23 protein-coding genes and 1 pseudogene are annotated in these 24841 nt (G+C 64.6%); 15 read left to right on the top strand and 9 right to left on the bottom strand.

The window, feature by feature from the left end:
* Positions 1-517 precede the first annotated feature (517 nt).
* The 4 genes from PFY01_RS13280 to PFY01_RS13265 form a co-directional block, all read right to left on the bottom strand.
* A complete protein-coding gene (locus PFY01_RS13280) occupies positions 518-1720 on the bottom strand; it encodes a recombinase family protein (RefSeq protein WP_271041635.1) in 1203 nt (400 codons plus the stop codon).
* A gap of 54 nt (positions 1721-1774) precedes the next feature.
* Positions 1775-2026 (bottom strand): hypothetical protein, encoded by a 252-nt coding sequence (locus tag PFY01_RS13275; protein ID WP_271041634.1) that lies wholly within the window; start codon positions 2024-2026, stop codon positions 1775-1777.
* Positions 2027-2173: 147 nt separating this feature from the next.
* Positions 2174-2413, bottom strand: coding sequence for a sigma factor-like helix-turn-helix DNA-binding protein (locus tag PFY01_RS13270; protein WP_271041633.1), 240 nt, complete (start codon positions 2411-2413; stop codon positions 2174-2176).
* Positions 2410-2796 carry a hypothetical protein gene (locus PFY01_RS13265; RefSeq protein WP_271041632.1) on the bottom strand — a complete coding sequence of 129 codons (387 nt, stop codon included), beginning with the start codon at positions 2794-2796 and terminating at the stop codon, positions 2410-2412. Before PFY01_RS13265 ends, PFY01_RS13270 begins: the two co-directional genes overlap by 4 nt.
* A 123-nt stretch (positions 2797-2919) precedes the next feature.
* On the opposite strand from PFY01_RS13265, the gene PFY01_RS13260 reads away from it, so the two are divergent.
* Both PFY01_RS13260 and PFY01_RS13255 read left to right on the top strand, forming a co-directional pair.
* Positions 2920-3150, top strand: a complete 231-nt coding sequence (locus tag PFY01_RS13260) for a helix-turn-helix transcriptional regulator (RefSeq protein ID WP_333780218.1) — start codon at positions 2920-2922, stop codon at positions 3148-3150.
* 571 nt (positions 3151-3721) lie between these two features.
* A complete protein-coding gene (locus tag PFY01_RS13255; RefSeq protein WP_271041631.1) occupies positions 3722-4033 on the top strand; it encodes a hypothetical protein in 312 nt (103 codons plus the stop codon).
* A 191-nt stretch (positions 4034-4224) separates the two neighbouring features.
* Here PFY01_RS13255 and PFY01_RS13250 read toward each other — a convergent pair whose 3' ends face one another.
* Positions 4225-4791 (bottom strand): hypothetical protein, encoded by a 567-nt coding sequence (locus PFY01_RS13250; protein WP_271041630.1) that lies wholly within the window; start codon positions 4789-4791, stop codon positions 4225-4227.
* Positions 4792-5228: 437 nt separating this feature from the next.
* On the opposite strand from PFY01_RS13250, the gene PFY01_RS13245 reads away from it, so the two are divergent.
* The gene (locus PFY01_RS13245) at positions 5229-5663 is read left to right on the top strand and encodes a hypothetical protein (protein WP_271041629.1); all 435 of its coding nucleotides are present in this window, start codon (positions 5229-5231) and stop codon (positions 5661-5663) included.
* A 147-nt stretch (positions 5664-5810) separates the two neighbouring features.
* Here PFY01_RS13245 and PFY01_RS13240 read toward each other — a convergent pair whose 3' ends face one another.
* On the bottom strand, positions 5811-6902 hold the full coding sequence (locus PFY01_RS13240; protein ID WP_271041628.1) for a DUF2332 domain-containing protein: 1092 nt from the start codon (positions 6900-6902) through the stop codon (positions 5811-5813).
* 355 nt (positions 6903-7257) lie between these two features.
* Between PFY01_RS13240 and PFY01_RS13235 the strand changes: the two genes are divergently transcribed.
* Both PFY01_RS13235 and PFY01_RS13230 read left to right on the top strand, forming a co-directional pair.
* Entirely contained in the window at positions 7258-9138 is a 1881-nt protein-coding gene (locus PFY01_RS13235; protein ID WP_271041627.1) for a methyl-accepting chemotaxis protein, read from the top strand.
* Positions 9139-9354: 216 nt separating this feature from the next.
* A complete protein-coding gene (locus tag PFY01_RS13230; RefSeq protein ID WP_271041626.1) occupies positions 9355-11844 on the top strand; it encodes a TonB-dependent receptor domain-containing protein in 2490 nt (829 codons plus the stop codon).
* 49 nt (positions 11845-11893) lie between these two features.
* On the opposite strand, the gene PFY01_RS13225 is transcribed toward PFY01_RS13230, so the two are convergent.
* Entirely contained in the window at positions 11894-13501 is a 1608-nt protein-coding gene (locus tag PFY01_RS13225; protein ID WP_271041625.1) for a PAS domain-containing hybrid sensor histidine kinase/response regulator, read from the bottom strand.
* Between the two features lie 192 nt (positions 13502-13693).
* On the opposite strand from PFY01_RS13225, the gene PFY01_RS13220 reads away from it, so the two are divergent.
* The 3 genes from PFY01_RS13220 to PFY01_RS13210 all read left to right on the top strand — a co-directional run bounded on the left by PFY01_RS13220 (position 13694) and on the right by PFY01_RS13210 (position 16140).
* Positions 13694-14152, top strand: a complete 459-nt coding sequence (locus PFY01_RS13220; RefSeq protein ID WP_271041624.1) for a MarR family winged helix-turn-helix transcriptional regulator — start codon at positions 13694-13696, stop codon at positions 14150-14152.
* Positions 14153-14266: 114 nt separating this feature from the next.
* Positions 14267-15877: a methyl-accepting chemotaxis protein gene (locus tag PFY01_RS13215; protein WP_271041623.1), complete on the top strand. Its 1611-nt coding sequence runs from the start codon at positions 14267-14269 to the stop codon at positions 15875-15877.
* Positions 15878-15879: 2 nt separating this feature from the next.
* The gene (locus PFY01_RS13210) at positions 15880-16140 is read left to right on the top strand and encodes a hypothetical protein (protein WP_137722168.1); all 261 of its coding nucleotides are present in this window, start codon (positions 15880-15882) and stop codon (positions 16138-16140) included.
* 13 nt (positions 16141-16153) lie between these two features.
* On the opposite strand, the gene PFY01_RS13205 is transcribed toward PFY01_RS13210, so the two are convergent.
* Positions 16154-17317, bottom strand: coding sequence for an MFS transporter (locus PFY01_RS13205; RefSeq protein WP_271041622.1), 1164 nt, complete (start codon positions 17315-17317; stop codon positions 16154-16156).
* A 92-nt stretch (positions 17318-17409) separates the two neighbouring features.
* Between PFY01_RS13205 and PFY01_RS13200 the strand changes: the two genes are divergently transcribed.
* The 3 genes from PFY01_RS13200 to PFY01_RS13190 all read left to right on the top strand — a co-directional run bounded on the left by PFY01_RS13200 (position 17410) and on the right by PFY01_RS13190 (position 19904).
* Positions 17410-18390, top strand: coding sequence for a LysR substrate-binding domain-containing protein (locus PFY01_RS13200; RefSeq protein WP_271041621.1), 981 nt, complete (start codon positions 17410-17412; stop codon positions 18388-18390).
* 156 nt (positions 18391-18546) lie between these two features.
* Positions 18547-19188: a cytochrome c oxidase assembly protein gene (locus tag PFY01_RS13195; RefSeq protein ID WP_271041620.1), complete on the top strand. Its 642-nt coding sequence runs from the start codon at positions 18547-18549 to the stop codon at positions 19186-19188.
* Positions 19185-19904, top strand: a complete 720-nt coding sequence (locus PFY01_RS13190) for a cytochrome b (protein ID WP_137722165.1) — start codon at positions 19185-19187, stop codon at positions 19902-19904. Before PFY01_RS13195 ends, PFY01_RS13190 begins: the two co-directional genes overlap by 4 nt.
* 7 nt (positions 19905-19911) lie before the next feature.
* On the opposite strand, the pseudogene PFY01_RS13185 reads toward PFY01_RS13190, so the two are convergent.
* Positions 19912-20376 (bottom strand): annotated as a pseudogene (locus PFY01_RS13185) (c-type cytochrome); the annotation flags it as partial.
* A 226-nt stretch (positions 20377-20602) separates the two neighbouring features.
* On the opposite strand from PFY01_RS13185, the gene PFY01_RS13180 reads away from it, so the two are divergent.
* Genes PFY01_RS13180 through PFY01_RS13165 form a run of 4 tightly spaced genes read left to right on the top strand, consistent with a single transcriptional unit; the run spans position 20603 to position 24819 of the window.
* Positions 20603-21001, top strand: coding sequence for a c-type cytochrome (locus PFY01_RS13180; protein ID WP_271041619.1), 399 nt, complete (start codon positions 20603-20605; stop codon positions 20999-21001).
* On the top strand, positions 20991-21968 hold the full coding sequence (gene coxB, locus PFY01_RS13175; RefSeq protein WP_271041618.1) for a cytochrome c oxidase subunit II: 978 nt from the start codon (positions 20991-20993) through the stop codon (positions 21966-21968). Before PFY01_RS13180 ends, coxB begins: the two co-directional genes overlap by 11 nt.
* Positions 21965-24511 (top strand): cbb3-type cytochrome c oxidase subunit I, encoded by a 2547-nt coding sequence (locus PFY01_RS13170; RefSeq protein WP_271041617.1) that lies wholly within the window; start codon positions 21965-21967, stop codon positions 24509-24511. The genes coxB and PFY01_RS13170 overlap by 4 nt, the downstream gene beginning before the upstream one ends.
* Positions 24508-24819: a hypothetical protein gene (locus PFY01_RS13165; protein ID WP_271041616.1), complete on the top strand. Its 312-nt coding sequence runs from the start codon at positions 24508-24510 to the stop codon at positions 24817-24819. The genes PFY01_RS13170 and PFY01_RS13165 overlap by 4 nt, the downstream gene beginning before the upstream one ends.
* Positions 24820-24841 lie beyond the last annotated feature (22 nt).

Below are 24841 nucleotides of genomic sequence, written 5' to 3'. Positions count from 1 at the left end.
TCGTGTCCGAGAGGCGTCCCGAGGGGTTAGCCAAACGCGAAAAATCCCTAGGGATTTCAATATGCGCCCTATGCCCGGTTAGACGGGGCAAGGCGTTGAATTCACGAAAGGAAACGACTTCCTCTCTGTCCGCCACACCGCAGTCCCTGAGTGGGCACTGCTGCTGCATTGCCGTTCGCGGCGAGCGTCTGAAGCAGCCGGTCCTTCGATCCCATAATACGAACCTCGCCTGTATGGACCTCGACCCTCTGGGCCAGAGCGCAGGTGGTCGCGGCGATAGCCGCCGCCATCCAGGCGCATGCGCTGGCGGGCCGTGCGAGCGAAGCGCTTCAACATCTCCGGCGTGATGGCCTGACGCCCTGAGCCGTTCAGCAGAGCCTGGGCGCGGTCGGCGTCGGCCCTCGCCTGGTCCCGGACCGCCTTAAGGCCGTCGAGGCGATCCTTCAGCGCCGGGTCTTCCAGATCAGCCACGCCGGCCTCTATGGCTTCATAGAGCCGCCTGAGCCTCTGATCGGCCTCAGTGGCGCGCTTGTTCAGTTCGGCGATGTGCCCCCCCCCCCCCGACGCTCTGCCTGCTCGTGGCGCCGGTCGAGCAGAGCCTCCAGCACCTCCTCCAGCCGCTGGGCTGGAGCAGCCGCGTCTCCAGATGCTGGGCGACCAGATCATCCAGCTTCTCGATCGGGACCGCCATGCCCTCGCAGGCGGTCGGGCCTTGGCGAGCCTTGATCGAGCACGCGTAATAGCGATAGCGCCCGCCCTTGCCGGTGCGGATGGTCATGGCGCCGCCGCACTTGCCGCAATGGATCAGGCCCGTCAGCAGCGTCGGACCCGACACCACCCGCGCAGGCATGACCTTGGGGTTCCGGGCCTTGAGAAGCGCCTGAACGGCGTCGAAGGTTTGTCGGTCGATCAGCGAGGGCACCGAGACCACGACCACTTCGCTGACCGGCTTCTTCTTGCCGTCCTTGTCCTTTCGATTGAACTCGTGCTCGCCGATGTAGCTGCGCCGGGTCAGGATGCGGTGCACCTGACCGATGCCCCAGCGCCCGCCGTCGCGCGTGAAGATGTGGCGCCCGTTCAGGTTGGAGACGATAGCCTTGATTCCCAGCTGGCCAGAGGTGCCGTCGCCCTGGAGCGCCAGCCGGAACATCAATCGCACTGTGTCGGCGTAGAGCGTATCGATCTCCAGCACCTTCTTGACCTTGGTCCCGCGCGTCTCGGCCGCGACAATGCGATAGCCGAACGGCGGGCGGGCGCCGTTCCAGAACCCCTGCCGCGCGTTTTCCTTCAACGCGCGGGAGACGTGTTTGCCGTTCTCCTTGGACTGATACTCGTCGAACAGGGCCATGATCCGCCAAATCATGTCGTGGATCGGATCATCACCCAGTTCCTGCGTGATGGAGATCAGCTTGACCCCGTTACGGGCCAGCTTTCTGACGTAGAACTCCATCTCGAAGGCGTCGCGGAAGAAGCGAGAGAAGCTGTGCACCAGGACGATGTCGAAGGCGGGCGGCTTGGCCGTCCCGGCCTCGATCATCCGCTGGAACTCCGGGCGCCGGTCGTTGGTGGCCGTACTGCCAGGCTCCACGAAGGTTTCGACCAGATCATAGCCGCGCGCCTCACACCACGTCGCGCCCTGCTTCTGCTGATCCGGGATCGACACCGCATGGTCCGCCTGCCTCACCGTTGAGACGCGAAAATAGAGAGCGGCTCGGGTCATGGCGGGTCTCCTCGTTGGATCAGGACGTCAGGGAATCAGCCCGCGCGCTCGCTGTCACTCCGGGTATTCCCGCGCGTCGGCGCTTGAGGCTGCGGTGAGCAGGTCATCGAACAGGTCGCCGAACCAGGTCTCAAACACCGCAATCTCCGCCTCGGTCACCGGCACGGGGTCCGGCCAGTCGTCGGTGACGGTCCAGGTGGACAGGTCATGTCTGGGCGGGCGGCCCTTGAAGGGCCAAGGCTCGCCCAACAGCGCGGCAAGCTGTTCAGAGGGCGTGGGCGAGCGGTCATGAAGGGTGTGGGGCATGCCGACAGATTCGGGGCAACCCGCTCCCACCCAAACAGCCCAATCCTGCGATAACGGACGCCCCTTGCAGTGGCGCGCAAAGACTGGCTGTTGCCAACTGCGATCAACAGACGGCCAGCGGATCGCACTCCCGGCGCGATGGCCATCTCAGGTCTGCGCGGGAGGGGTTGGCGACAGGGTCTGAAGCAAGGCTTCGACCCGGTGAGCCTCGACCTCGCCCGGCTCCATGCCGAGCTGCGCGGCGATCTCCCCGCAGGTCAGGCCCGCCATGAGGTGCCGCAGGAAGCAACTCCGCGTCTCGGGTGGAAGGTCGAGGATCGTCCGCTTGAGGGCCGCCTTCTCGGCCGCCCTCGCCGAACGCGTCTGGGTTTGCCTGATTGGGCTCATTGCGCATGGCCGATCTGAACGAGGTCGCGGGCGGCGCGAGCGATCAGCCCATGGACGATGGTGTTCTCCTCGGAAGGCAGAAGACGCTCTGCGATCCTGAGGTTCTCGACCACTGCCCCGAGATCTCGGTTCAAGTCGGTCGGCATCCGTCGCAGCCATCGACGGAGACGCCGATCGATCACCTTGAGGCGCAGGTCGAGGTCGGCAAGGCCGCTGGCGCGCTCTGCCTCGTTCTTGTCGGCCTCCGACAGGTCGAACCAGCCGGGCTGTCGCTCGAGACGCGCGAAGATAACGCCCCAGGCGTCCATAGTCCGCTTGCGCTCGTCATCCAGCGCCAGCCAGTCCCGGCGCCACGACATCCTCTCATAGGCAGGCATGAACAACCTCCCGCGTAGCCGAGTTCGCGCCCAGTCGGTGCTGAGCGATGGAATTTCGGAGTACTTCGGTTAGAGTTCAGAGGAATTCGCCGACAGAATTCTGCAACTAGTCGGAGTTTTTCGCTAACAATGGTCAGCCCTGCTCAAATCCGGATGGCGCGCGCGGGCCTCGGAATAAGCGTCCGAGTGCTAGCTGAGCGCTCCAACGTCGCCGAATCCACCATCCACCGGTTCGAGGCCAGTCGAGGCGGAATGCAAGCGAACACACTCGAGCGACTTCAGTCCGCACTCGAGGCCGCCGGGGCCACTTTCCTCCCCGCTGACCCCACCAGCGGACCCGGCGTTCGCCTGAAGGCCTGACCGGTACCAGCACGACCACGGCAGCCAACTGCCGGGCAGCGAACGGACTGTCAGGGGTGAGCGCGGCACGCGCTCATCGTTGCGCGACGGCGCAGCCGCCCTTGACCGACCGAGAGCAGTCCGGCCCACTCGGATCGGTGACGGCGAAATTTACGTAGGGCACTCTCCGTCTTTGACATCGATTACCACCGGTTTTTCGAGGTTCGGCAATCGAAAGTTGTAACGGAACACAGCTCATTGCTGGAGTGCGTAGACCATGTCCGCATCCCTACAGAGTTGCACAAGATTGTCGCGCGCGAAGAACCTGTACACTGCTGCTTCATCGGCCCGCTCACTGACCTCGTAGACATAAGTCATCGTCGTTCCACTAACGCTAACGTTAGTCAGAACAGTCGAGGGATCAGTTCTGCGCGGGACTTCCTGTGCCGCCGCACCTTGGCGAAGACCGGCCGCCACCTCCGCCCGTGTTAATTCCTGGGGGAATGACAGCAGGGCCGCGGCTATGAATAGGGAAATCATTGCGCCCTCCGAATGTACGGTCCACGATAGCACTACCGGGAGGAGAATATATATGTCCTATCTACTTGGAATATTTCTCGGCGCGCTCATCGCCACATTTCTATTATCGTCGCTGTTTTTGTGGTTGTTCCGAAGCATTGGCGACAACCCAAAGCGCCTGATTTTCGCTTTTGTGGCCGCCTTTGTCGTCATGTTCGTACTGTCGGGATTTGGCTACGCAGACGGAGACGGCTTCAACCCTTGGGGCAGCCTACCAATCTACTCGATCAGTTTCGCGATTTGGTTCGGTGTGCAGTGGTTCGGCATGAGGGGACGGCGAGCAAAGGAAGGCGAAAGCAAACGAGTTCTTCCCACACTCGAGTAGAAGCTACAGATTGACTGTTTTCGCTGTCTGCAAGGCTGCGGCTCAGTCGAAAGACACTCTATCGAAAAGGTGCGGAAAACCGCTTTGCGACAGCCACTTCGGCGGGCTGCGCCTTGTGGCGCGGAGGCACATCTTATGGCTTCACGGTGAATCGCACGCCACCAGACGTTGGCCGCCCTGCAGCCGCGATGTTAGATTGAGGGCGGCTTGTCGCGGCGTGAGCGCAGCGCCTTGTCGAAGAGGGAGACATCGACGGGCCCGGTCTCGGCGATGGAGCGCAGAGTTGAGCCTGACAGACGAACTTCGGGTTCACCGAAAAAGCGACGGCGGATCCATTGCCCTTCAGCGTCGTCGTCGAGGAAGTCGGCGATCCGGGACTGCGTCCAGAGGTCGAGTTCGAAACCTGCGACCTGGCAGGCCGCTTCGGCGTCCGCGACAAACTCAATCGGCGGTTCACGGTTCAAGGGCAGGACTAGGATGCCTCCGCTAGCGCCGACCGCATGCGCCTGGCGTTTCGCCTTATCGATATCGCCTTCGACGGGATCTAGCCATTTGCTGCGAAGCTTCGAAAGCTTCATGGTGGTATGAGCGGTGAATACCGAGGGCTTGGTCTGACCGCCGAGACTGTAGCCGTCGACTGCCGCTGCAATGGGGCGACCCTCAGCGTTCACCCCGGAATGGACGAGGCTCGCGTAGTCAGGATTGGCGCGTCGAAGTACAGCCGTCGCCAGGCCTTCGAACTCTCCGGCGTCGGTCATCGATTCTAGCTTGGCGCGAGTCGTTGTCACACACTGACACTAGTGAGCAGGCCGCCGGTAACAAGCCAGTACCTGCATTCGCGGACGCAGAACAGGAAGCTGCACAAGGGAAGTTAACCGTCTAACTGCATGACTTGCCCGCCCGATGAAATCTTATGCGGTAGCTGCCGCCCACGTCGCTTCAGCTCCGACGCGGAAGTGGCATAGGGTTGGCGGCTGGCGGGCCTTGGCGTCGCCGCCTCTTTGGTGAAGACGGAGTTCCTAACAAGGTAGGCGTTAGCTCGCTTGGTCATTCTGAACGTAGGGCTATAGCGTAGGTATAGTGCTCATTTCCATCGTCGGTGGCCCGCCACCCGCATGACGATTTCATTTGATTACAACTAGATGTTGACCTGTTCGGCAAACTTTGGGGTGGGGTTAGCCAAAATCTGTTCGCTTTGCGTGCCGCCAATCAGGGCAAAGGCGTCTTTCGCGAGCTGCTTCTGATCCCGCGCCTTAGTGTGGCATTCGACCTCCTTCGAGGTTTAGTGACCGATTACGGCCTTGATCTGCGCCTCGATGTATCCAGCATCGGCCAAGCGCGTCGCGGCAGATTCTCAAGCCGTGGGCGGAGCGATCCGAGATCCCGGCTTCGCGGCAGCGTCGCGGAACCAGTAGCCGAAGCTGCCGGCCGTGAAGCCCGTCCCGCCTCGGGCGACAAGAAACAGCATCTGCCCGCTCGGCACAGTCTCCAGCGAGGCGACGACGCGAGAATGAAACGGCAGTTCGAGGAAGGCTTTGTTGTTCTCCTGCCGAACCAGAAGGGCCTTGCCCTGAAAGTGCTAGCGGCTCAGCTGGCCAAATTGATCGATGCAACTGCTTTTGGCTCTTAATCGACACGCGACTATTCAAAGGTGTCAGCCTGGAATGTTCAGTCTGCTGGCGCCGGCAGTGGCTGTTTCTGGCGCGTTGCCGACGCTAGAAGGTATGGTGCTTTGCGCTTCAGCCGCATTCCAGGGAATGGGGGTGACGTCCGAAGGCTACGCCGCCAAAGCCGTCACCAAAAGTGGTAACCACTCCACTGCGTCACCGTAGGGATGGCAGTGGGCCAGGACGCGGGTTTCGCCGGTGGGCCAGGCCGTCAGGCGCAGCTCGACGTGGCTGCGGTCGCGGGTCCATTCGAAGCTGATCCAGAGCAGCGGGTGGTCGGCGTCGGCGCGGCGGCCGGCGGTTGATAGCAGCGCTGTGATCTGACGCCGGTCGTCGTCGCTGAGATATTGCAGAACCATGGTGTGCATGACGACGCGGCAGCGCCCGGCCGGCTGCGGCTCGGCAAGCCGGTCGGCCAGCCAGGGCACGGCGTCGCCTTGATCGATACGCGGGGGATGATCGGCGGCGATGCGCAGGGCGTTCTCGAGGCGTTGGGTGCGCGCCGGCTGGTCGGCCCAGGCGAAGGCCAGCAGTCGTTCGCGATGCGCCGGGTCTGCGGCGTTCAGCGGGTGCAGATCGACCCCGCGCGCCGCCGCGATAGAAACCGGGCCGGCCTTCGGCGACGCGCCCTGCCACAGGGGTTCGATCTGCACGTCCGAGAAGGGATCGCCGGCTGACGCCGACCCCAGAGCATAGGCGTAGCGATCCAGATTCAGGTTCAGGCCGCAACTGGACCCGAGCTCGAGCAACTCGAAGGGCATGGCGCGATCCAGAGGGGCGGCCATCAGCGCGCTCATCAGCGCGGCGGCGCGCGCCACCTCGTTCGTTTGCGGCGGATGCAGGATCCAGTCGGCGATGTATCGATCGTTCCGGGCCAGGGCGTCAGCCACGGCCGCGTCGAAGTCGGTGTGTTCGCGACGATAGAGGCTAGTCAGGGCGTAGGACCGGCCCGCGCGCGCCAGGGCGTGCAGGGCGCCATTCAAGCGCAGGGCCAGGGCAGCCGCAGCCTGATCTCCCGGCCAGTCATACAGCCGTGCGGCGGTGAGCGGTGCGTGCGAAAGTTGCCGGCTTGCGGCTTCGAGAACGCGGGCGACGAAGGGCGACCCCATTGCGCGGCAGCGGTCGGCCTGGGCCGCGAGTTCCTGGGTGAAACGGTCGGCGACGGGGCAGATCATCCAGTCACCAATCGCATCGTCGCGCATTCCGAATAAAACGAACTGTTACTTGTGTGTCCCCGGCCTGAAGAAGTATTCATCCGGGGGTTGCGACCCGGCGTTGCTTGAAGCGCGGACGGGAAGGGTGACTTACCTATGATCACCTCGCTTAACAGCGCATGAATCTCGCGAAATTCAAGTCCGGTCAATGTGAGCGCCCGGGCGTCGGCAGCTTAACTATCTTTTTAGTCGTTCCGTCATAGGGGTGGATAGTCACCTGAAAAACAGGGTGTTTTGCGTAGCTCGAACCGAGACCGGGCTGTGCGCAGTGGCGTCAGCTGAGTAATCGGTTGCCCCTAGGTAAGTATAAGTGCGTAACGGGGACGAGCTCATGATGTCGAAGATGCGAATTCCGAGAAAGCTGCGGCTTTCCTTCATCCTGATCTGCGTCTCGGCGGCGATCATGATGGCGGTCTTTTTCGCCACGATCATGATGATCCGCTCGTCCATCGAGAGCAACAATCTCAGCCGCACGGTCGAGGCGCAGGCCATGTCGCTGGAAACCGCGATCCTGCGCCAGAATAGCCAGTTTCGAGGCTTTCTGGTCACCGGCGACGAGACCTATCTGAAATCCTACTACGAAGGGCGCGACGAGTTCGACAAGGTCGTCGTCGAGCTGAAGGGTCAGTTGGGCGACGCCGAAAAACAGGCGCTGCTCGAAAAATCGCGCCTCGCCACCCTGGCCTGGAGAGCCGACTGGGGCGATCGCATGATCGCCGAGGTTCGCGCCGGAAAGCGCGAGCAGGCGCAGCAAGAGGTGCGCGACGCCGGCAAGAAGGTGCTGGTCAGCGCGGCTGTTCTGCCCCTGCGCGACCTGCGTGAGGCCGAAGCCGCCGTGACCGAGAAAAATCTGGAACGCCAGCAGGCTGCGATCGTCACCGCGATCATCGCCCTGATCGTCGGCGGCATCGCCCTGATCACGATCGCCATGGTGCTGTCGGCCATGCTCAGCCGCATGATCGCGCGCCCGATCACGGTCCTGACCGAGGCCATGGGCCAACTGGCAAAGGGCGACAACGAAATCGTCGTGGACGCCAGCCATGCCGACGAACTGGGCGACATGGCGCGCGCGGTCCTGGTGTTCCGCGACACGGCTCTGGCCAAGGCCGAGGCGGAACGGGCCAAGGCGGCCGCCGATCTGGCCAAGGACGCGGCCGAGCGCGAGAAGATCGTCGCCGACGCCGCGCAACGTCACGTCGTCGAGGAGCTCGACACAGCTCTGGAGGCCTTGGCCGCCGGTGATTTGACCCACACCATTCGCACGCCGTTCGCCCCGCAGTACGAGCGCCTGCGCACGGCCTTCAACGTGGCGGTGCAGGGCCTGGAAGAAAGCATGGCCAGCGTCGCCGGTTCGGCCCAAAGCGTTCGCCTGGGCGCCACGCAGATCTGCTCGGCGTCCGAAACCCTGTCGTTGCGAACCGAACAGCAGGCGTCCAGCCTGCAGCAAACCACCACCGCCACCAACCACGTCACCGACATGGTCGGCGACACGGCGCGCAGCGCGGCCAACGCCCGCAACGCCATCACCCTGGCCAATGGCGACGCCGCGGACGGTCGCGTGATCGTTGAAGAAGCGATCGTCGCCATGGACGCCATCAAGGCCGGATCTCAGGAGATCGGCGAGATCATCAACATGATCGACGCCATCGCCTTGCAGACCAATCTTCTGGCCTTGAATGCCGGCGTCGAGGCCGCGAGAGCGGGCGATGCCGGACGCGGTTTCGCCGTTGTCGCCGGCGAGGTGCGCGAACTGGCCAAGCGCACCGTCGATGCCGCCAAAGACATCAAGCAACTGATCAGCAAGTCGTCGGACGAGGTTCGACTGGGCGTCGATCGCGTTGGCGAAACGAGCGAGATGCTGGCGCGGGTCGTGTCCAAGATCGGCGACGCCAACACCCTGATCGTGGACATCGCGCACGGGGCGCAGGTCCAGTCCGAGAACCTGAAGCAGGTCAACAGCGCCGTCGGCAGCATGGACCGCATGACCCAGCAGAACGCCGCCATGGCGGAAGAGGCGACGGCGGCTGCGCGCATCCTGGCGACCGAAGCCGATGAGCTGGCGACCCTGGTGTCCAGGTTCCGCCTGAATACGACGACCTCGGCCGCACCGGCGCCTCGCCGGGACACCGCGTCCGCTCCCCGGTCGGCGCCCAAAGTCATCCGCACGGTAGGTGCGCTCGCCCTGTCTAGCGAAGCAGCCGATGACGACTGGAACGAGTTCTAAGATATCGATCCAGTTGAGTGTTGTAGAAACCGGCGCAACAATCCGAACTTCGTAAGCGCCGTTATGTCAGTATTAATCCGTAGTCTGGCATTATAAATCATCAAACACATCCGTGTTTTATTGATAACAGCCATGCAAGAAACTGCATGGAAGAATTTCCGAACGAAAATCAGTTGTCCAGTCTCTGTACTGCCGGACAACGCCTTGGAGGCTTCCTTGAAATCCCTGTACCTCACGGCCGCGTTTGCGCCGCTTATCCTCGCCATGCCTGCTCATGCGCAGATGCAACCTGCGCCGCAGCGCCAGACGGCCTGGGAGGCCAGCCGGACGCGGGCCAAAGACGACGTGATCGTGACGGGCGTGGCCAAGGCGCGCGACAGGCTGGACAGCGCGACCTCCACCAGCTCGATCAACGATGTCGAGATCGCCAAGATCGGCGCCTATTCTATCAACGACCTGTTTCGCACCATCCCCGGCATTCGCGCCGAGGCCAGCACGGGCGAGACCAACGGCAACTATACGATCCGCGGCCTGCCGATGGTCAGCACCGGCGCGAAGTATCTGCAGTTCCAGGAAGATGGTCTGCCTGTTCTGGAGTTCGGCGACATCCTGGCGTTGGTGCCGGACTACTTCATGCGTTACGACTTCAACGTCGGCCAGATCGAGTCCATCCGCGGCGGGTCGTCCTCGACCTTCGCATCGAACGCGCCGGGCGGCGTGATCAACCTGATCTCGCAGACGGGTGAGGTCGAAGGCGGCTCGGTCCAGGTGTCTTCGGGCCTGGATTACGACACCTATCGCGGCGACTTCAGCTATGGCGGTCACCTGAGCGACACCGTGCGCTTCCACGTCGGCGGCTTCTATCGCGAAGGTGAAGGCCCGCGCGACTCCGGCTTCACGGGCAACAAGGGCGGCCAGATCAAGGCCAACATCACCAAGACCTTCGACGGCGGCTTCGTACGTCTGTACGGCAAGATCCTGGATGACACCGTCATCGCCTATGGGCCGACGCCTCTGCTGGTGTCCGGCACGAACGACGATCCCAACTACAGCGACGTTCCGAACTTCTCGATGACGCGCGACACCCTGACGTCGCGCAACACCACCGTCTTCCCGTTGCTGGACGGCGACAACAACCTGAAGCGCGTCAATCTGCAGGACGGCAATCAGGTTCAGGTGCGCGCGATGGGCTTCCAGACCCGCTTCAACCTGCACGGCTGGACGATTTCCGAGCACATGCGCTACGCGCAGCAATCGGGCGATCAGTCGTTCAACTACCCGCTGGCCGTGGTGCCGGCGGCCCAGGCGTCGCTGGCGTTCGGCCGTCGTCCCGGAACCCTGGCCTACGCCACAGGTCCGCGCGCCGGTCAGGCGATCACCAGCCCGACGACCCTGAACGGCAACGGCCTACTGGCCTATTCGACCCTGGTCCACACCGACATCGACAGCCTGGATAACTTCACCAACGATCTGCGCGCCAACCGCGTCTGGAAGATCGGTGGCGGCGACCTGACGACCACCGTTGGCGTCTATTCGGCCCAGCAGGATCTGAAGTTCGATCGCCAGTACATCCCGTTCCTTCAGGATGTCGTGGGCGGCGGAAACTCGGCCCTGGTCGATATCTTCAATACGAACGGCACGCCCCGCACGCAGGACGGCGTCGTCAACTTCTTCGGACCCTCGGGCGCCGGGTCCAACTCGCGCACCGATGTGACCTACAAGGTGCTGGCGCCCTACGCCTCGCTGAACTACCGGCTAGGCAAGCTGGCGCTGGGCGGATCGATCCGCTTCGACAGCGGCGACGTCAGCGGCCGCACGGTCGCCAACGGCCTGACCGACGTTCGCACCATCGACGTGGACAACGACGGCGTCATCTCTGAAGCCGAGCGCACCTTCGCCTTTGCGCCGGCGGCCAGCGCCACCCCGGTCGACTACGACTACGACTATGTGTCGTATTCGCTCAGCGCCAACTACCGCGTCTCGGACAGCTTCTCGACCTTCGCCCGTTACAGCGAGGGCGCGCGTGCCGCAGCGGACAAGATCCTGCGTTCGCCGGCCATCAGCAATGTCGACGGCGACCTGCTGCAGGCCGACGCGGCCTATGATCCGGTGAACCAGGCCGAAATCGGCATGAAGTATCGCGCCAACGGCCTGTTCGCCAACGTCACGGGCTTCTGGGCCGAGGTCAGCGAGACCAACCAGCAGATCCGCGCGGATGCCGGCGGCGTCACCCGTCTGGTGCTGGTCCAGCGCAGCTACGAGGCCAAGGGCGCCGAGTTCGAGGCCGGCGTGCGTCACGGTCCGTTCAGCCTGACCGGCAGCGCCACCGTCACCAGCGCCGAGATCACCAAGGCCGAGGACGCGGCCCTGGTCGGCAACTCGCCGCGCCGTCAGGCCGACCTGATCTTCCAGGTCATGCCGCAGTACGAGACGGACCTGTTCACGGTGGGCGCCAGCGTCGTCGGCACGACCGAGAGCTATACGCAGGACGTCAACCAACTGAAGATGCCGGGCTACGCCACGGTCAACGCCTTCGTCCAGGTGCGCCCCATCGACCGCGTCGTGCTGTCGGTGACCGCCAACAACCTGTTCGACGAAACCGCGCTGACGGAAGTGTCGGCCGACACGCTGCCCGCCAGCGGCGTTGTGTTGGCCCAAGCCCTGCCTGGCCGCACCATCACCGCAGCCGTGCGCTTCTACTTCTGACGCAAAGCAGGCTTCCGGACGCGAGCCCGGAAGCCTGTTCTGTCAGGGGCTATATCCAATGACAGCGGGCGGCGTTGTTGAGGAGGCGGGCGGATTCGAAGATCAGGTGATCGGCGGACAGGGGCTTGGGGATGACGACGTCGGCGCCGGCGCGTGAGGCCAGATCGCGATGGTTGGACGAGGCGTTGGCGGTCAGCATGGCGATCGGGAGCCTGTTGACCTCGCGCTGTTGTTCGCCTCTGCGGATGCTGCGGATGGCCTCGACGCCGTCCATGACCGGCATCTGCATGTCCATCATGATCAGGTCGTAGGCGTGCGCTGACCACAGATCGACGGCTTCCTGGCCGTTTTCGGCGACATCGATCTGACAGCCGAAGCCGCTGAGGAGCGCCTGGACGACCTGCTGGTTGACGAGATTGTCCTCCGCCAAGAGAATCCGCGCGCCATAGAGTCGATCCAGCGCCTCCACATGGCTCTCGCTTTCGCGGGTGATCTCGCCGCTGGGATCCATCGGCAAGTCGAGAACGAAGAGCGTTCCCCGACCGGGCTTTGAACGCACCCTGAGGCGGCCGCTCATCAGCTCCGCCAGACGACGACTGATGGAGAGGCCAAGGCCCGTGCCGCCGAACCGCCGCGAGATGGAATCGTCGGCCTGGCTGAACGGCGAGAACAACAGTTTCGCCGTCGATCGATCAAAGCCCATGCCGGTATCGGCGACGCGGATGCGAAGACGCCGGGACGGCTTAGAGTAGCGCGCATCGACCAGCACCTGGCCGACTGCAGTGAATTTGATGGCATTGGAGACCAGGTTCAGCACGACCTGACGCAGGCGGGCCCCGTCGCCCATGAGATGGGGCGGAAGGCCGTCGAACCGGGAGATCAGCTCAAGTCCCTGTTCGCTGGCCAGCGGCCGCATCAGATCGACCGCGCCGGAAATGGTGTCGGACGGCGCAAAGGGTTCGTTGACCAGGTTCATCTCGCCGGCCTGGATTTTGGACAGGTCCAGCACATCGTCCAGAATGCGCCTCAGCGTCTCGCCGGACTTGATAATCAGATCGACCTTCTGGCGCGCATCGTCGGGCAGGTCGGCGCCTGACAGGGACTGCGCCAGGCCCAGGACGCCGTTCAACGGCGTGCGAACCTCATGACTCATCGTCGCGAGGAAGGTGTCGCGCAGCGCGGCGGCGCGTTCGGCGACGAGCCGCGCTTCCGAAAGGGCCTCCAGAGCCAGCACATGTTCGGTCACCTCGAAACGGATGGCCGTGTAGGACGCCGGACCCTCGGGACCGCTGAGCGCCGGCACGATGGTCGTATCGACCCAATAGAGGCTGCCGTCCTTGCGACGGTTCCGCAACGTGCCGGTCCACACCTTGCCGCTGCGGATCGCGCGATACAGATCCTGGAAGAAGGCCTTGGAATGAAGGCCGGAGTTCACGATCCGGTGGGTCGAGCCGATCAACTCCTCTCGGCTGTAACCGCTGACTGCGACGAACTTATCATTGCAGTCGGTGATGACCCCATGTCGATCGGTCGTCACCAGGATGGCGGCGACTTCGAGCGCTCTTCGAAGTTCAGCATCGAGCGCGCCTCCCGTGCTTATCCCCAGCGATCGGGTCGCCGTGACAGGGTAGGCGGGATGTATTCTGACCGACGCCATCGGCTCTTTCCGGTTGTTGCCTCGCCACTTTGTTTCCAAAGGCTTGCTCGGCAATCTAGGATTGCGCTGATATGAAATCGTTTCCTTCAGGATGCACTGTTAAGAGTTCGATAGCCCTAAGGGTTGACCTTCGTCTATCTTGCAGGTTGCGGCCAATCCTGTCACACCGGACCTATGGGTGTTCGGGGGACGATGGACGAGTTCACCGTGCGGGAGTTCGATGATCCCGCGATGGCGCTCTATGCGCTCGACACCGCCTTGCTTGAGCTTGATCGCCAGCTTGATCGCGTCCTGCGCGCCGACGGTCAGAGCAATGCCGCCGTCCGCGCCTTGAGCCTGATCGCCGGCGAGGGCCGTCGCGGGGTCAAACAATGCGCTCTGGGATCGACGCTTCAGGCGCCGCCGGCCTCGCTATCGCGGCTGGTTGATCATTTGGTTCGCGCTAACCTGGTCAAGCGTTCGCCCCATCCAAACGACCGGCGGGTCACCATGCTGGAAATCACCGAGGCAGGCCGCGCCGTTCTGGACGATCGGCGGTCGCAATACGGTCGTCTGGCCGGCCTTTTGAACAGCGAGGGTTTGAAGACCGCCGCCCAGCTGATCCCGCTGCTGCAGGCCATGGCGAAGGACATCGGTCACGCCGCGACCTGACGTCAGACCGGCGCAAACAATGCTTCCGCTGTGAAACAGTCTGCAGGCTGAAGGGACTTCAACCGGCTTTTAGATTGAACGTCGTCCAACTGACCGCCATGCAAGGGGGCCGTCATGTCGGACGCAATGAATCTGGATCAAAGACTTCGCTTCTTGAAGATGGACAAGGCCGCAAGGTCTCGGCTCGCCGACGCCAGACCCGTCATCGAGGCGGCGCTTCAGCCCAGTCTTGAAGCTTTTTACGCCCAGGTTCGCGCGACGCCTGACGTGGCCCGCTTCTTCGGCGCGGAAAGCCAGATCGCGGGGGCCAAGGACGCCCAGGCGCGACACTGGGGCCTGATCGCCTCGGGCGCCTTTGATCCGGCCTATGTCGAGGGCGTGCGCCGCATCGGCCAGACCCACGCCCGCATCGGCCTGGAGCCGCGCTGGTATATCGGCGGCTACGCCCTGGTCCTGGAAGGGTTGATCGAGGCGATCGTCACATCCCACGCTAAGACGCGGTCGCTGTTTTCGAAGCGCGATGACGGCAAGGCCTTGGCGGCGACGCTGGCCAGTGTGGTGAAGGCCGCGATGCTCGACATGGATTTCGTCATTTCGCTATATCTGGAAGCCTCCGAGACCAAGCGCCTGGAGGCGGACCAGAAGCGCGCAGAGGCCGAGGCCGAACAGACGCGGGTGGTGGAGGATACGGCGGCGGCTCTGGCGGCCCTGGCGCAGGGCGATCTGCGAACCCGCATCGCGTCCGACTTCACCGGCGGCTACGCGCGCCTGAAGACCGACTTCAACACCGCCATGCAGCGCCTTGACGACGCCATGGCCGAGATCGCCGGCAATACGGGCGCCATGCAGCTGGGCGCCGCCGAAATCAGCGAAGCCGCCGACGACCTGTCGCGGCGCACCGAGCATCAGGCGGCCACGCTGGAGGAAACGGCGGCCGCGCTGGACGAGATCACCGCCACGGTGAAGCGGGCGGCCGAAGGCGCCAGTCGCGCCGCCGCGGTCGTGGAAACCTCGCGTCAATCCGCCGAGCAGTCGCGCGAGGTGGTCAGCCGCGCCGTCGAAGCCATGACCGCGATCGAACAGTCGTCGTCGCAGATCAACCAGATCATCGGCGTCATCGACGAAATCGCCTTTCAGACGAACCTTCTGGCCCTGAACGCGGGCGTCGAGGCCGCGCGCGCGGGCGACGCGGGGCGAGGGTTCGCCGTGGTGGCCTCCGAGGTTCGGGCCCTGGCGCAGCGGTCCGCCGAGGCGGCCAAGGAGATCAAGTCGTTGATCACCACCTCGTCCGTCCAGGTGAAGTCCGGCGTCACCTTGGTCGCAGAAACGGGCGAGGCCCTATCGTCCATCGTCAAGCGCGTCGCCGAAATCGACGAGCTCATGAACGAGATTACGGCCTCGACGCGCGAGCAGTCGACGGCGCTGGAAGAGGTCAACACCGCCGTCAACCAGATGGACCAGGTGACCCAGCAGAACGCCGCCATGGTCGAACAGTCGACGGCGGCCAGCCATAGCCTGACCTCTGAAAGCCGTCAGCTGTCGGATCTGGTCCAGCGCTTCAGCCTGACGCGCGAAACCGCGCTGAGCAGCCGAGCCCTCGCCGCGCCAGCGCCACGCAAGCCAAACGCGACCCGCCCCACGCGTCCGGCCGCCCTGCGATCCTCCGGCTCGGCCGCGCTGGCCGTCGTGGAGGAGGCGGACACGGCCGGCTGGGAGGAGTTCTGACAATGAGCCAAGGAAGCGCAAGCTACCGGATGACCCTCGCCTGCGGGCGGCTTTTGATGCTCGACGAGATCAACGCGCTGACGTCGCGCTGGAACGAAGCCCTGGCCGCCAGCCAGACCGACGAACAGACCTTCCAGACCATATCCAACGCCTGGCGCGACATGGGCGCCTTCATCAGCCGCGCCGTCTTTCAGAACGCCGCCGACGTCCGCCGACTATCGCTCGAACACCGCTGCCAAAGCGCCGGCAACGACAACGGCTGACTGACGGAGCTCCCTATTCGGCTGCGACCACGACGGCTGGTCGGCGTGACATCAGCACGATCATCAGCAGACCAAGGGCGGACGCGCCGGCGCCGGCCATAGCAACGGCTGGATAGCCGAGGCCGCCGGCGATGACGGCGCCGCCCAGAGCGGCCCCGATGGCGTTGCCGAGATTAAAAGCGCCGATGTTGACGGCCGAAGCCAGGTTCGGGGCCTCACGCGCTGCATCCATCACGCGAACCTGAAGCGGCGGCACGAGCGCGAAGCTGGCGATGCCCCACAGGAAGATGATAACGGCGCTTACGTTGGCCAAAGGCATGGCCACGGCGAAGGTCAGCAGGACGAGCGACAGGCCGGCGAGGGTGACGATCAGCGTGCGATCGACAGAATGGTCAGCAAACTTGCCGCCGATCCAGTTGCCGACGGTCAGGCCAAGCCCATAGAGGACGAGCATCGCGGTGATGAAACCCAGCGATGCGCCGGTCTGTTCGCGCAGGATCGGCGTGATGTAAGTGAAGACGGTGAACATGGCGCTGGAGCCGATAACCGTCAGGGCCAAGGCCGACAGGACGCGTCTGCGGCCAAGCACGCGCAGTTCAGCCAACATGTCGCCGGCGGCAGGTGCGGCGGCTTTCGGCAGGGTCAGGGCGAGAGCCGCCATCACCATGACGCCGATCATCGCAATGCCCCAGAAGCTGGCCCGCCATCCTAAGGTTTCCCCCGCCCAGGTGGCCAGAGGAACGCCCACGACATTGGCGATGGTCAAGCCCATGAACATGGCAGCCACCGCCCCGGCCTTGCGGTCCGGCGGCACCAGCCCGGCGGCCACAATGGCGCCGACGCCAAAGAAGGCCCCATGGTTCAGCGACGTGATGATCCGCGCGATCATCAGCAGGGCGTAGTTGTCAGCCAGCGCAGACAGCGCATTGCCAATCGTGAAGATGCCGGCGAGACCGATAAGCAGGGTGCGGCGCGGAACGCGGCCCGTAGCCAGGGTCATCAAGGGTGCGCCCAGGACGACGCCCAGAGCATAGGCGCTGATCAGCAGACCAGCCGATGGAATAGAGACGCCTAGATCGGTTGCGATGACGGGCAACAGCCCCATAGGAGCGAATTCGGTCACGCCGATACCGAACGCGCCGGCGGCGAGCGCCAGCAGGGGAGGGTTGAGTTTCATAGGATGGAAATCCGCAGACCAATAAGACTTGCGCACAGATGGACGCGGTCGTGCGCAGCGGTTAGGCCTTCCGAAAGCGAAGGATTTTTGAAATGCACGCAAAGGCGCCGTCAGCGGGCGCAGATCGCGCCCGCGACATGGAGGTGTTCGCGGCCGTGGCTGCGGCCGGCAGCTTTTCAGCGGCCGGTCGGGTTCTCGGGCTGACGCCATCGGCCGTGAGCCGAACTATCGATCGGATCGAAGCGCGACTGGGCGTAAGGCTCGTCCTGAGGACAACCCGCGCCTTGACGTTGACGGTCGAGGGCCAGGCCTATCTCAGCGCCGCACGGAGAATTGTCGCCGATCTGGACGAGGCCGAGCAGTCCATCTCGGACCAGGGCGCGCCGCAGGGACGCCTAAGGGTTAGCGCATCCCTGGCGCACGGTCGGCAGGTGGTCGTGCCGCTGATCGGCGCGTTCGTGGCGCGCTACCCTCAAATCCTCGTCGACATCAATCTGACGGATAATGTCGTGGATGTCGCGGCTGGACAGGCCGATGTCGCCATTCGTTTTGGGCCGTTGCTGGACAGTCCGCTGACGGCGCGACGGCTGGGTGAGACGGGGCGAACGATCGTGGCGTCGCCGGCCTATCTCGCGCGTCGCGGCGTGCCGCGCGTGCCGGAGGACCTGCACCAACATGACTGTCTGAACTTCAACTTCCGAAGGTTGGAGCCCGTGTGGCCTTTCCGACGGGACGGTCGTGACTATGCGCTCACGGTTCGCGGCCCCGTGGAAGCAAACAATGGCGAGAGCCTGACGCAGCTTGCGCTGGCCGGCGTCGGCGTAACGCGTGTGGGCAACTTCAGCGTCGCCGCCGCGATCGCGAAGGGTGAGCTCGTGCCGCTGCTCGAGGATTTCAATCCTGGTGATCGTGAGCCCATCCATGCCGTCTTTGTCGGCGGCGCGAGCGTGCCCGCTCGCATCCGGGTATTCGTCGACTTCTTGGTCGATCAGTTGCGGCCACGGTCGGTTGCAACAGACACGGCCGAAGTCGCCCTAGTGCTGGAACGGGGTGATCGCGGCAATTCGTCGTAGAAATGAACCCTGCGGAACCGTCACAGCTGGCTTGGCTTTTCCCTTTCACGGGGATCAGGCGATCCGGCAAGGGGCGAGGGTGCAGGTTTGAGTTGGATGCCGTATTGCGGACCCCCGCCGGCTTTCGGCGAGTGGCGCTGGAACCTTGATCCGATCTTGCTGGCCGTCCTCGTTGCAGCTGCGGGCGTGGTCCTTTGGCGGTTGGAAGGGCGGCGGCGCGGCTATGGTCTGGCGGCCGTCGCGGTATTGGCCGTTGGATTTGTTTCTCCATTGTGCGCCCTCAGTTCGGCGCTGTTTTCGGCGCGGACGGTTCATCATGTGCTGTTGGTCGGCCTCGCCGCGCCCTTGCTGGCGGCGGCCCTGCCCATGAGACGATATGGGTCGCTGATTCTGGCGGCGGCGGTGCAGGCGGTGGTGTTCTGGGCCTGGCACGCGCCTGACGCCTATGGCGCCGCCCTGTCGAACGATGCGGTCTATTGGGTGATGCAGATCAGTTTGCTGGCGAGCGCCGTCTGGTTCTGGTGCGCGGCGCGGTCGGCGTCTGCGCCAGCGGCGGTCATCGCCCTGTTGGCGGCCATGCTGGCGATGGGGCTGCTTGGGGCGGTGCTGACCTTTGCGGGGCAGGCGGTCTATGCGCCCCATGCCTATTCGACCCTGGCCTGGGGCCTGACGCCGCTGGAGGATCAGCAGGCGGCCGGGCTGATCATGTGGGCGCCGGCGGCGGCGCTGTATCTGTTCGCCGCCCTGTGGCGGCTGGGGCGGATGATCGGCCCCGACGCCGAGGCGCATCCGGCATGATCGAAAGACTGTTCAGGCAGCTGCTGGAATGGGCGGCGGGTCACCATGACGAGGGTCGCTACTCGCCCGTCGGCATCGGCTTTCACTGGGTGATGGCGGGGCTGGTGATCTTCCAGCTCGGTTGGGGCTGGTGGATGGGACGCCAGCCGGTGGGCGGCGCCATGATGGCTGCCTACGACCTGCATTTCGCGATCGGCGTGCTGATGCTGATCCTGGTGATCGGCCGGCTGTCGTGGCGACTGTTGGCGCCCGACCTGATCAATGATGCGGACAAGCCGGGTTGGGAAAGCATGGCCGCTCATGTGACCCACTATGTCTTCTACATCTGCCTGTTCGGCCTGCCGCTGTCAGGCTGGGCCATGATTTCGGCGACGGATCGGACACGTCAGCTGGAGACGTTGGGCTTCATCAAATGGCCGCTGCTGCCGCTGCAGGATCTGTCCAACACACAGCTATGGGCTATCGAGGCGGCGGCGGAATGGATGCACTGGGGACTGGTCGTCACCCTGCTGCTGATGATCCCGATCCACGCCGGCGCCGCGCTCAAGCACCATCTGATCGATAGGGACGACGTGTTTCACGCGATGCTGCCGGTCGTGCCGCAGCTTCGACCGAAGCGGACCCGGTGGCAGCGGCGCTGGCGCGCGCTGGAGAAGCGGGTTGCGTCGACAGCCAGGACGCTATGGCGCGGGCTTCTGGGTCCGAAAGCGATTTGACGGCGGCGGCCATGACGCCGCGCGGGTCGTTGCGGCGTTTGCCCGCTTTCCAGCGGTCGATCTGTTCCAGCGTGTAGGCGGCGGGCTGACCGGCGATCTGCGGGTTGCCGCCCTGGCCCGAGCCTTGACCCCGGTCGCCGTGACATGAGGCGCAGGCGACGATGCCGCGCGAGCGGTCGCCGTTCAGATAGAGGGCGGGCGCGGGCGCCATCGACACGGGCGTTTGCGTCGGCGGCGCGGGCAGGGCGGCGTAGTAGGCGGCGACCTCGCGTCGCCCCTGTTGGTCCAAGGCCTTGGCGATGCGGGTCATGGCGTCGTCGGGACGCAGGCCCGATGCATAATCTTCCAACTGCTTTTGCAGATAGCCGGCGTCCAAGCCCGCAAGCCGCGGGGCGGCGACCCCGTCCCCGCCGCCGTCCAAGCCGTGACAGGTAAAGCAGGCGTTGGCCGCCCCGCCGGCGCCGCCGCTCATGGCGATGACCTGACCATTTGCCGTGAAGGTGCGATCCGTCTGGCCCGGCGTGGAGTCGCAGGCGGCCAGGCCGGTCAGCAGCACAAAAACGGAAAGGGAGGCGCGCACGGCGGTGCAACACCTGCTTATGGCGAAGGTTCCTTGTGGCGGTGAGCCGAGGCTCCATGTCGCAGTCGGGAACCTCCGTCCGACAAGGGGATTGGTCTGGCGAAGCTTTGGGGGGCGGATGGGTTTTCGGACGACGGGCGAGGTGATGGGACGACGGGCGGCGGCCTGCGCGCTGGCGCTCGCCCTGTGCGCCTGCGTGGACAAGTCCGACCTGCCCCGGCCGGTGGTTCAGGCCGATGCGGCCGCCGGACTGGCGGTGATCAAGGAAGTCGGTTGCGCCGCCTGTCACCGGATACCCGGCGTCGCCTGGCCCGAGGGCCGGTCCGGCTCGAACCTAGCGGGGTTCGGCGCGCGCCCCCTGATCGCCGGACGCTTGCCGAACCAGCCCGATGTCCTGATCCGCTGGCTGATCGACGCGCCGTCGATGGACCCCGGAACCGCCATGCCGCCCATGCCCCTGACGCAAGACCAAGCCCGCGACGTCGCGGCCTATCTGTACACGCTCGATGAAGACTGACGCCCCTCCCGGAATCGCCGGCTGGCCGCCACCCGTGCTGGATCCGGCCGGACCCTTCGCCGGACCGATCCAGACCGTCGCCTGGGTGCTGTTCATCATGGCGGCGGTGGTCATGGTTGTGGTGGCCGTGGCGCTCGGCATCGCCCTGTTCGGGCCGCGCAAATGGAAGCGGCGGGTCGGCGGCGAACGCCTGATCTGGATTGCGGGACTGGTCTTCCCGGTGGTCGTTCTAACAGGGCTGCTGGTCTATGGGCTGACCACCACGGCGCGGGTGGCCGATGCGCCCAAGCCCGGCGAAATGCGGGTGCGCGTCACCGGCGAAATGTGGTGGTGGCGCGTCGCCTATCTTGACGGTCAGGGGCGAGAAATCGTCCAGGACGCCAACGAGGTCCACATCCCGGCCGGCCAGCCTGTCGTGTTCGAGCTGGAAAGCGCGGACGTGATCCACAGCTTCTGGGTGCCGCGCCTGGGCGGAAAGACCGACATGATCCCCGGCCGCCGCAACTTCATGCGCCTGCAAGCCGATGCGCCTGGGACCTACGGCGGCCAATGCGCCGAATACTGCGGCGGTCCTCACGCCCTGATGGGGCTGGTGGTCGTGGCCCATGCGCCGGACGACTATGTCGCATGGTTGGCGCGTCAGTCGCGGCCGGCGGCCGTCGTGCCCTCGGCTCAGGGGCCGCTTGCCTTGATCGACCAGGGGCGCAACGTCTTCGCCGCCTCGGGCTGCGCCGCCTGTCACACCATTCGCGGGACCGAGGCGAACGGTCTGGCGGGACCGGACCTGACCCACGTCGGCTCGCGCCAGACACTGGGCGCCGGCATCCTCCCGAACAATCAGGGGACGATGGCCGGCTGGATTTCGGACAGCCAGAGCCTGAAGCCCGGCAACCGGATGCCGTCCTATGCCGTCCTGTCGGGCCAGGACGTGCGCGCCGTCGCCGCCTATCTGGAAAGCCTGAAATGAGTTCGGAAACCGGGTTCGATCCCGAACTCTACAAACGCTTCCCCACCACCGAAGCCCGGCCCGAGGGCGAGCTGGAGCAGCTCGACGAGGTCTGGTGCGGCCCGCGGCGGCCGTGGGAGTGGATCACGGCGATCAACAACAACTACATCGGCGTCTATTACGTCGGCGCGGCCATGCTGTTCTTTATGCTGGCAGGCGTGCTGGCGCTGTTGATGCGGACCCAACTGGCCCTGCCGATGACCGGCTTCCTGGCGCAGGAAACCTACAACCAGATCTTCACCATGCACGGCACGGTGATGATGTTCCTGTTCGCGGTGCCCGCGGTCGAGGCGCTGGGCGTGCTGTTGCTGCCGCAGATGCTGGGGGCGCGCGATCTGCCGTTCCCGAGGCTGAGCGCCTACGCCTTCTGGGCCTATCTGGTCGGGGGGCTGTGCTTCTTCGCCTCGCTGTTCTTCGGCCTGGCGCCGAATGGCGGCTGGTTCATGTATCCGCCGCTGACGTCGACGACTTACTCGCCGGGCATCAACGCCGACTTCTGGCTCTTGGGCATCGGCTTCATTGAGATTTCGGCCATCGCCGGCGCCATCGAGATCATCGTCGGGGTGCTGAAGACGCGCGCGCCGGGCATGACGCTGGACAAGCTGCCGATCTTCGCCTGGGCCATGCTGATCTTCGCTTGCATGATCATCATCGCCTTCCCGTCGATCATTCTGTCGACCCTGCTGCTGGAGCTGGAACGCGCGCTGGGCTGGCCCTTCTTCGATGCGGCCAAGGGCGGCGACCCCATGCTGTGGCAGCATCTGTTCTGGTTCTTCGGCCACCCCGAGGTCTACATCATCTTCCTGCCGGCGGCGGGGGCGATGTCGACCCTGATCCCGGCCGTCGCCCAGACCAAGCTGGTCGGCTATCGGCTGGTAGTTCTGGCCATGCTGGCGACCGGCTTCATCAGCTTCGGCGTCTGGGCGCACCACATGTTCACCACGGGCATGCCGCAGATCTCGATCAACTATTTCAGCGCCGCCTCCATGGCTGTCAGCGTGCCGGCGGGGGTGCAGGTCTTCGCCTGGATCGCCACCCTGGCGGCGGGCAAGATGCGGTTCAACACGCCCGGCCTGTTTGCGGTCGGGGGGCTGGTGATCTTCGTCATGGGCGGGCTGACCGGGGTGATGGTCGCCATGGTGCCGTTCGACTGGCAGGCCCACGACAGCTATTTCATCGTCGCCCACCTGCATTACGTCCTGATCGGCGGGATGGTCTTCCCGTTATTCGCCGCCATCTACTACTGGACGCCGATGTCCAGCAGCCGGCCGCTCAGCGAACGGTGGGGCAAGTGGATCTTCTGGCTGATGTTCGTCGGTCACAACGTCACCTTCATGCCCATGCACCTGACCGGGCTGATGGGCATGCCGCGCCGGGTCTATACCTATCTGCCGGATCGGGGCTGGGACCTGCCCAATATGATCTCGACCGTCGGCTCCTTCATGTTCGGCCTGGCGGTAGTGTTGTGGATGATCGACATGATCCGCAACTTCCGGCCCTTCGGAGAGAAGGACGCCGGCAATGTCTTTGGCGGGCCGGGGCTGGAGTGGCTGCCCGCCGGTCGATACTCGCTGCGGTCCGTCCCGGTGATCAAGAGTCTGTATCCGGTATGGGACCAGCCGAACCTGGCGCGCGACGTCGAGGCCGGCCGTTATTTCCTGCCCGGCGCGCCGCGTGGCGAGCGCGAGACCATGATCACCAGTCCGATCAACGCCGAGCCCCAATATCTCCAGCGGATGCCCCGGCCGTCCAGCTGGTATGTCTGGGGCGCGATCTTCACCGCCGGCTTCTTTTTGATCCTGACGATCCAGGCCTATGTCGCTTCCTTGGTCAGCGGCGTCCTGGCCGTCTACTGCATCCTCAAATGGTGCTGGGGACTGGATCGCCCAAGCGGTCCAGCGACGGTGGATGTCGGCGGCGGCGTTCGACTGCCGACCTATGTGTCCGGCCCCAGCAGTCATGGCTGGTGGGCGATGGTCATCACCCTGATCGTGTCGGGCATGGTCGCGATCATGGCCTGCTTCTCCTACGTCTTCCTGTGGAGCCGGCGGCCGGACCTGTGGCAGGCGCCGCCCGAGATCGGCTCGCTGCCATTTGCCCTGGGTCTGCTGGCGGCCGCCGGACTCGGCGCCTGGGCCTCGCAAGGCGCGCTGAAGCTGGACCGGCCGCGCAGCGCCGGCATCGCCGCCATTCTGATGCTGGTCGCCACCGTGGCGGCGGGCGGCGCCTTTGCGGCCGAGGCCTCGGCCTGGTGGAGCTCGGGCCTTCGCCCCAACGCCTCCAGCCAGGGCGCGACCGTCTATGCGCTGTTGGCCTGGCAAGGGACATTCGTCGGCATCTCGTTGTTGATGGGGCCGTTCGTCCTGCTGCGCTGGCTTTGCGGCCTGGTTTCACCGCGTTACCCGGCGACATTCGAAGTGGTCGCCCTGTTCGTGGCCTTCACGGCGGTTCAAGGCGCGGCGACGACCCTTCTGATCCGCCTGTTCCCGGGCGTCGGCGCATGAGGTTCTGGCTGTTGGTGCTGGGCGGCTTCCTGATCTGGGCCGTCCATTTCCTGGGCCTGTATCTGCTGTCCAGCGCCGCCGACGTGGCGCGTGGGGATGCCGGCGCCTGGAACGCTTTCGGGCTGACTTTCAGCGTCCTCTGCCTGGCAAGCATTGGCGCCCTATGTTGGAAATGCCTGATTGCCCTGCGTGCAAAGCCGGAAGCGACACGATCCTTCGGCTTGCTCCTCGCGATAGCCGGGAGCTTGCTTGGTGCAATCGGCGTCGTGTTTCAAACTCTGGTGCTTATCGTCGATGGCAGAATATGAGCTGATTGTGCGGCCCGATCTC

This window comes from Brevundimonas vesicularis (assembly GCF_027886425.1).
Classification (GTDB): Bacteria; Pseudomonadota; Alphaproteobacteria; order Caulobacterales; family Caulobacteraceae; genus Brevundimonas; species Brevundimonas vesicularis_C.
Note: the sequence above shows the minus strand (reverse complement) of the source record. Positions and strands in the feature narration are given on the sequence as shown.

Excerpts from the sequence above, each read along its gene's own strand:
- PFY01_RS13280 (WP_271041635.1), bottom strand. The coding sequence starts at position 1,720 with ATGACCCGAGCCGCTCTCTATTTTCGCGTCTCAACGGTGAGGCAGGCG.
- PFY01_RS13275 (WP_271041634.1), bottom strand. The coding sequence starts at position 2,026 with ATGCCCCACACCCTTCATGACCGCTCGCCCACGCCCTCTGAACAGCTT.
- PFY01_RS13270 (WP_271041633.1), bottom strand. The coding sequence starts at position 2,413 with ATGAGCCCAATCAGGCAAACCCAGACGCGTTCGGCGAGGGCGGCCGAG.
- PFY01_RS13260 (WP_333780218.1), top strand. The coding sequence starts at position 2,920 with ATGGTCAGCCCTGCTCAAATCCGGATGGCGCGCGCGGGCCTCGGAATA.
- PFY01_RS13255 (WP_271041631.1), top strand. The coding sequence starts at position 3,722 with ATGTCCTATCTACTTGGAATATTTCTCGGCGCGCTCATCGCCACATTT.
- PFY01_RS13250 (WP_271041630.1), bottom strand. The coding sequence starts at position 4,791 with ATGACCGACGCCGGAGAGTTCGAAGGCCTGGCGACGGCTGTACTTCGA.
- PFY01_RS13240 (WP_271041628.1), bottom strand. The coding sequence starts at position 6,902 with ATGCGCGACGATGCGATTGGTGACTGGATGATCTGCCCCGTCGCCGAC.
- PFY01_RS13235 (WP_271041627.1), top strand. The coding sequence starts at position 7,258 with ATGCGAATTCCGAGAAAGCTGCGGCTTTCCTTCATCCTGATCTGCGTC.
- PFY01_RS13225 (WP_271041625.1), bottom strand. The coding sequence starts at position 13,501 with ATGGCGTCGGTCAGAATACATCCCGCCTACCCTGTCACGGCGACCCGA.
- PFY01_RS13220 (WP_271041624.1), top strand. The coding sequence starts at position 13,694 with ATGGACGAGTTCACCGTGCGGGAGTTCGATGATCCCGCGATGGCGCTC.
- PFY01_RS13215 (WP_271041623.1), top strand. The coding sequence starts at position 14,267 with ATGTCGGACGCAATGAATCTGGATCAAAGACTTCGCTTCTTGAAGATG.
- PFY01_RS13210 (WP_137722168.1), top strand. The coding sequence starts at position 15,880 with ATGAGCCAAGGAAGCGCAAGCTACCGGATGACCCTCGCCTGCGGGCGG.
- PFY01_RS13205 (WP_271041622.1), bottom strand. The coding sequence starts at position 17,317 with ATGAAACTCAACCCTCCCCTGCTGGCGCTCGCCGCCGGCGCGTTCGGT.
- PFY01_RS13200 (WP_271041621.1), top strand. The coding sequence starts at position 17,410 with ATGCACGCAAAGGCGCCGTCAGCGGGCGCAGATCGCGCCCGCGACATG.
- PFY01_RS13190 (WP_137722165.1), top strand. The coding sequence starts at position 19,185 with ATGATCGAAAGACTGTTCAGGCAGCTGCTGGAATGGGCGGCGGGTCAC.
- PFY01_RS13180 (WP_271041619.1), top strand. The coding sequence starts at position 20,603 with ATGGGTTTTCGGACGACGGGCGAGGTGATGGGACGACGGGCGGCGGCC.
- coxB (WP_271041618.1), top strand. The coding sequence starts at position 20,991 with ATGAAGACTGACGCCCCTCCCGGAATCGCCGGCTGGCCGCCACCCGTG.
- PFY01_RS13170 (WP_271041617.1), top strand. The coding sequence starts at position 21,965 with ATGAGTTCGGAAACCGGGTTCGATCCCGAACTCTACAAACGCTTCCCC.
- PFY01_RS13165 (WP_271041616.1), top strand. The coding sequence starts at position 24,508 with ATGAGGTTCTGGCTGTTGGTGCTGGGCGGCTTCCTGATCTGGGCCGTC.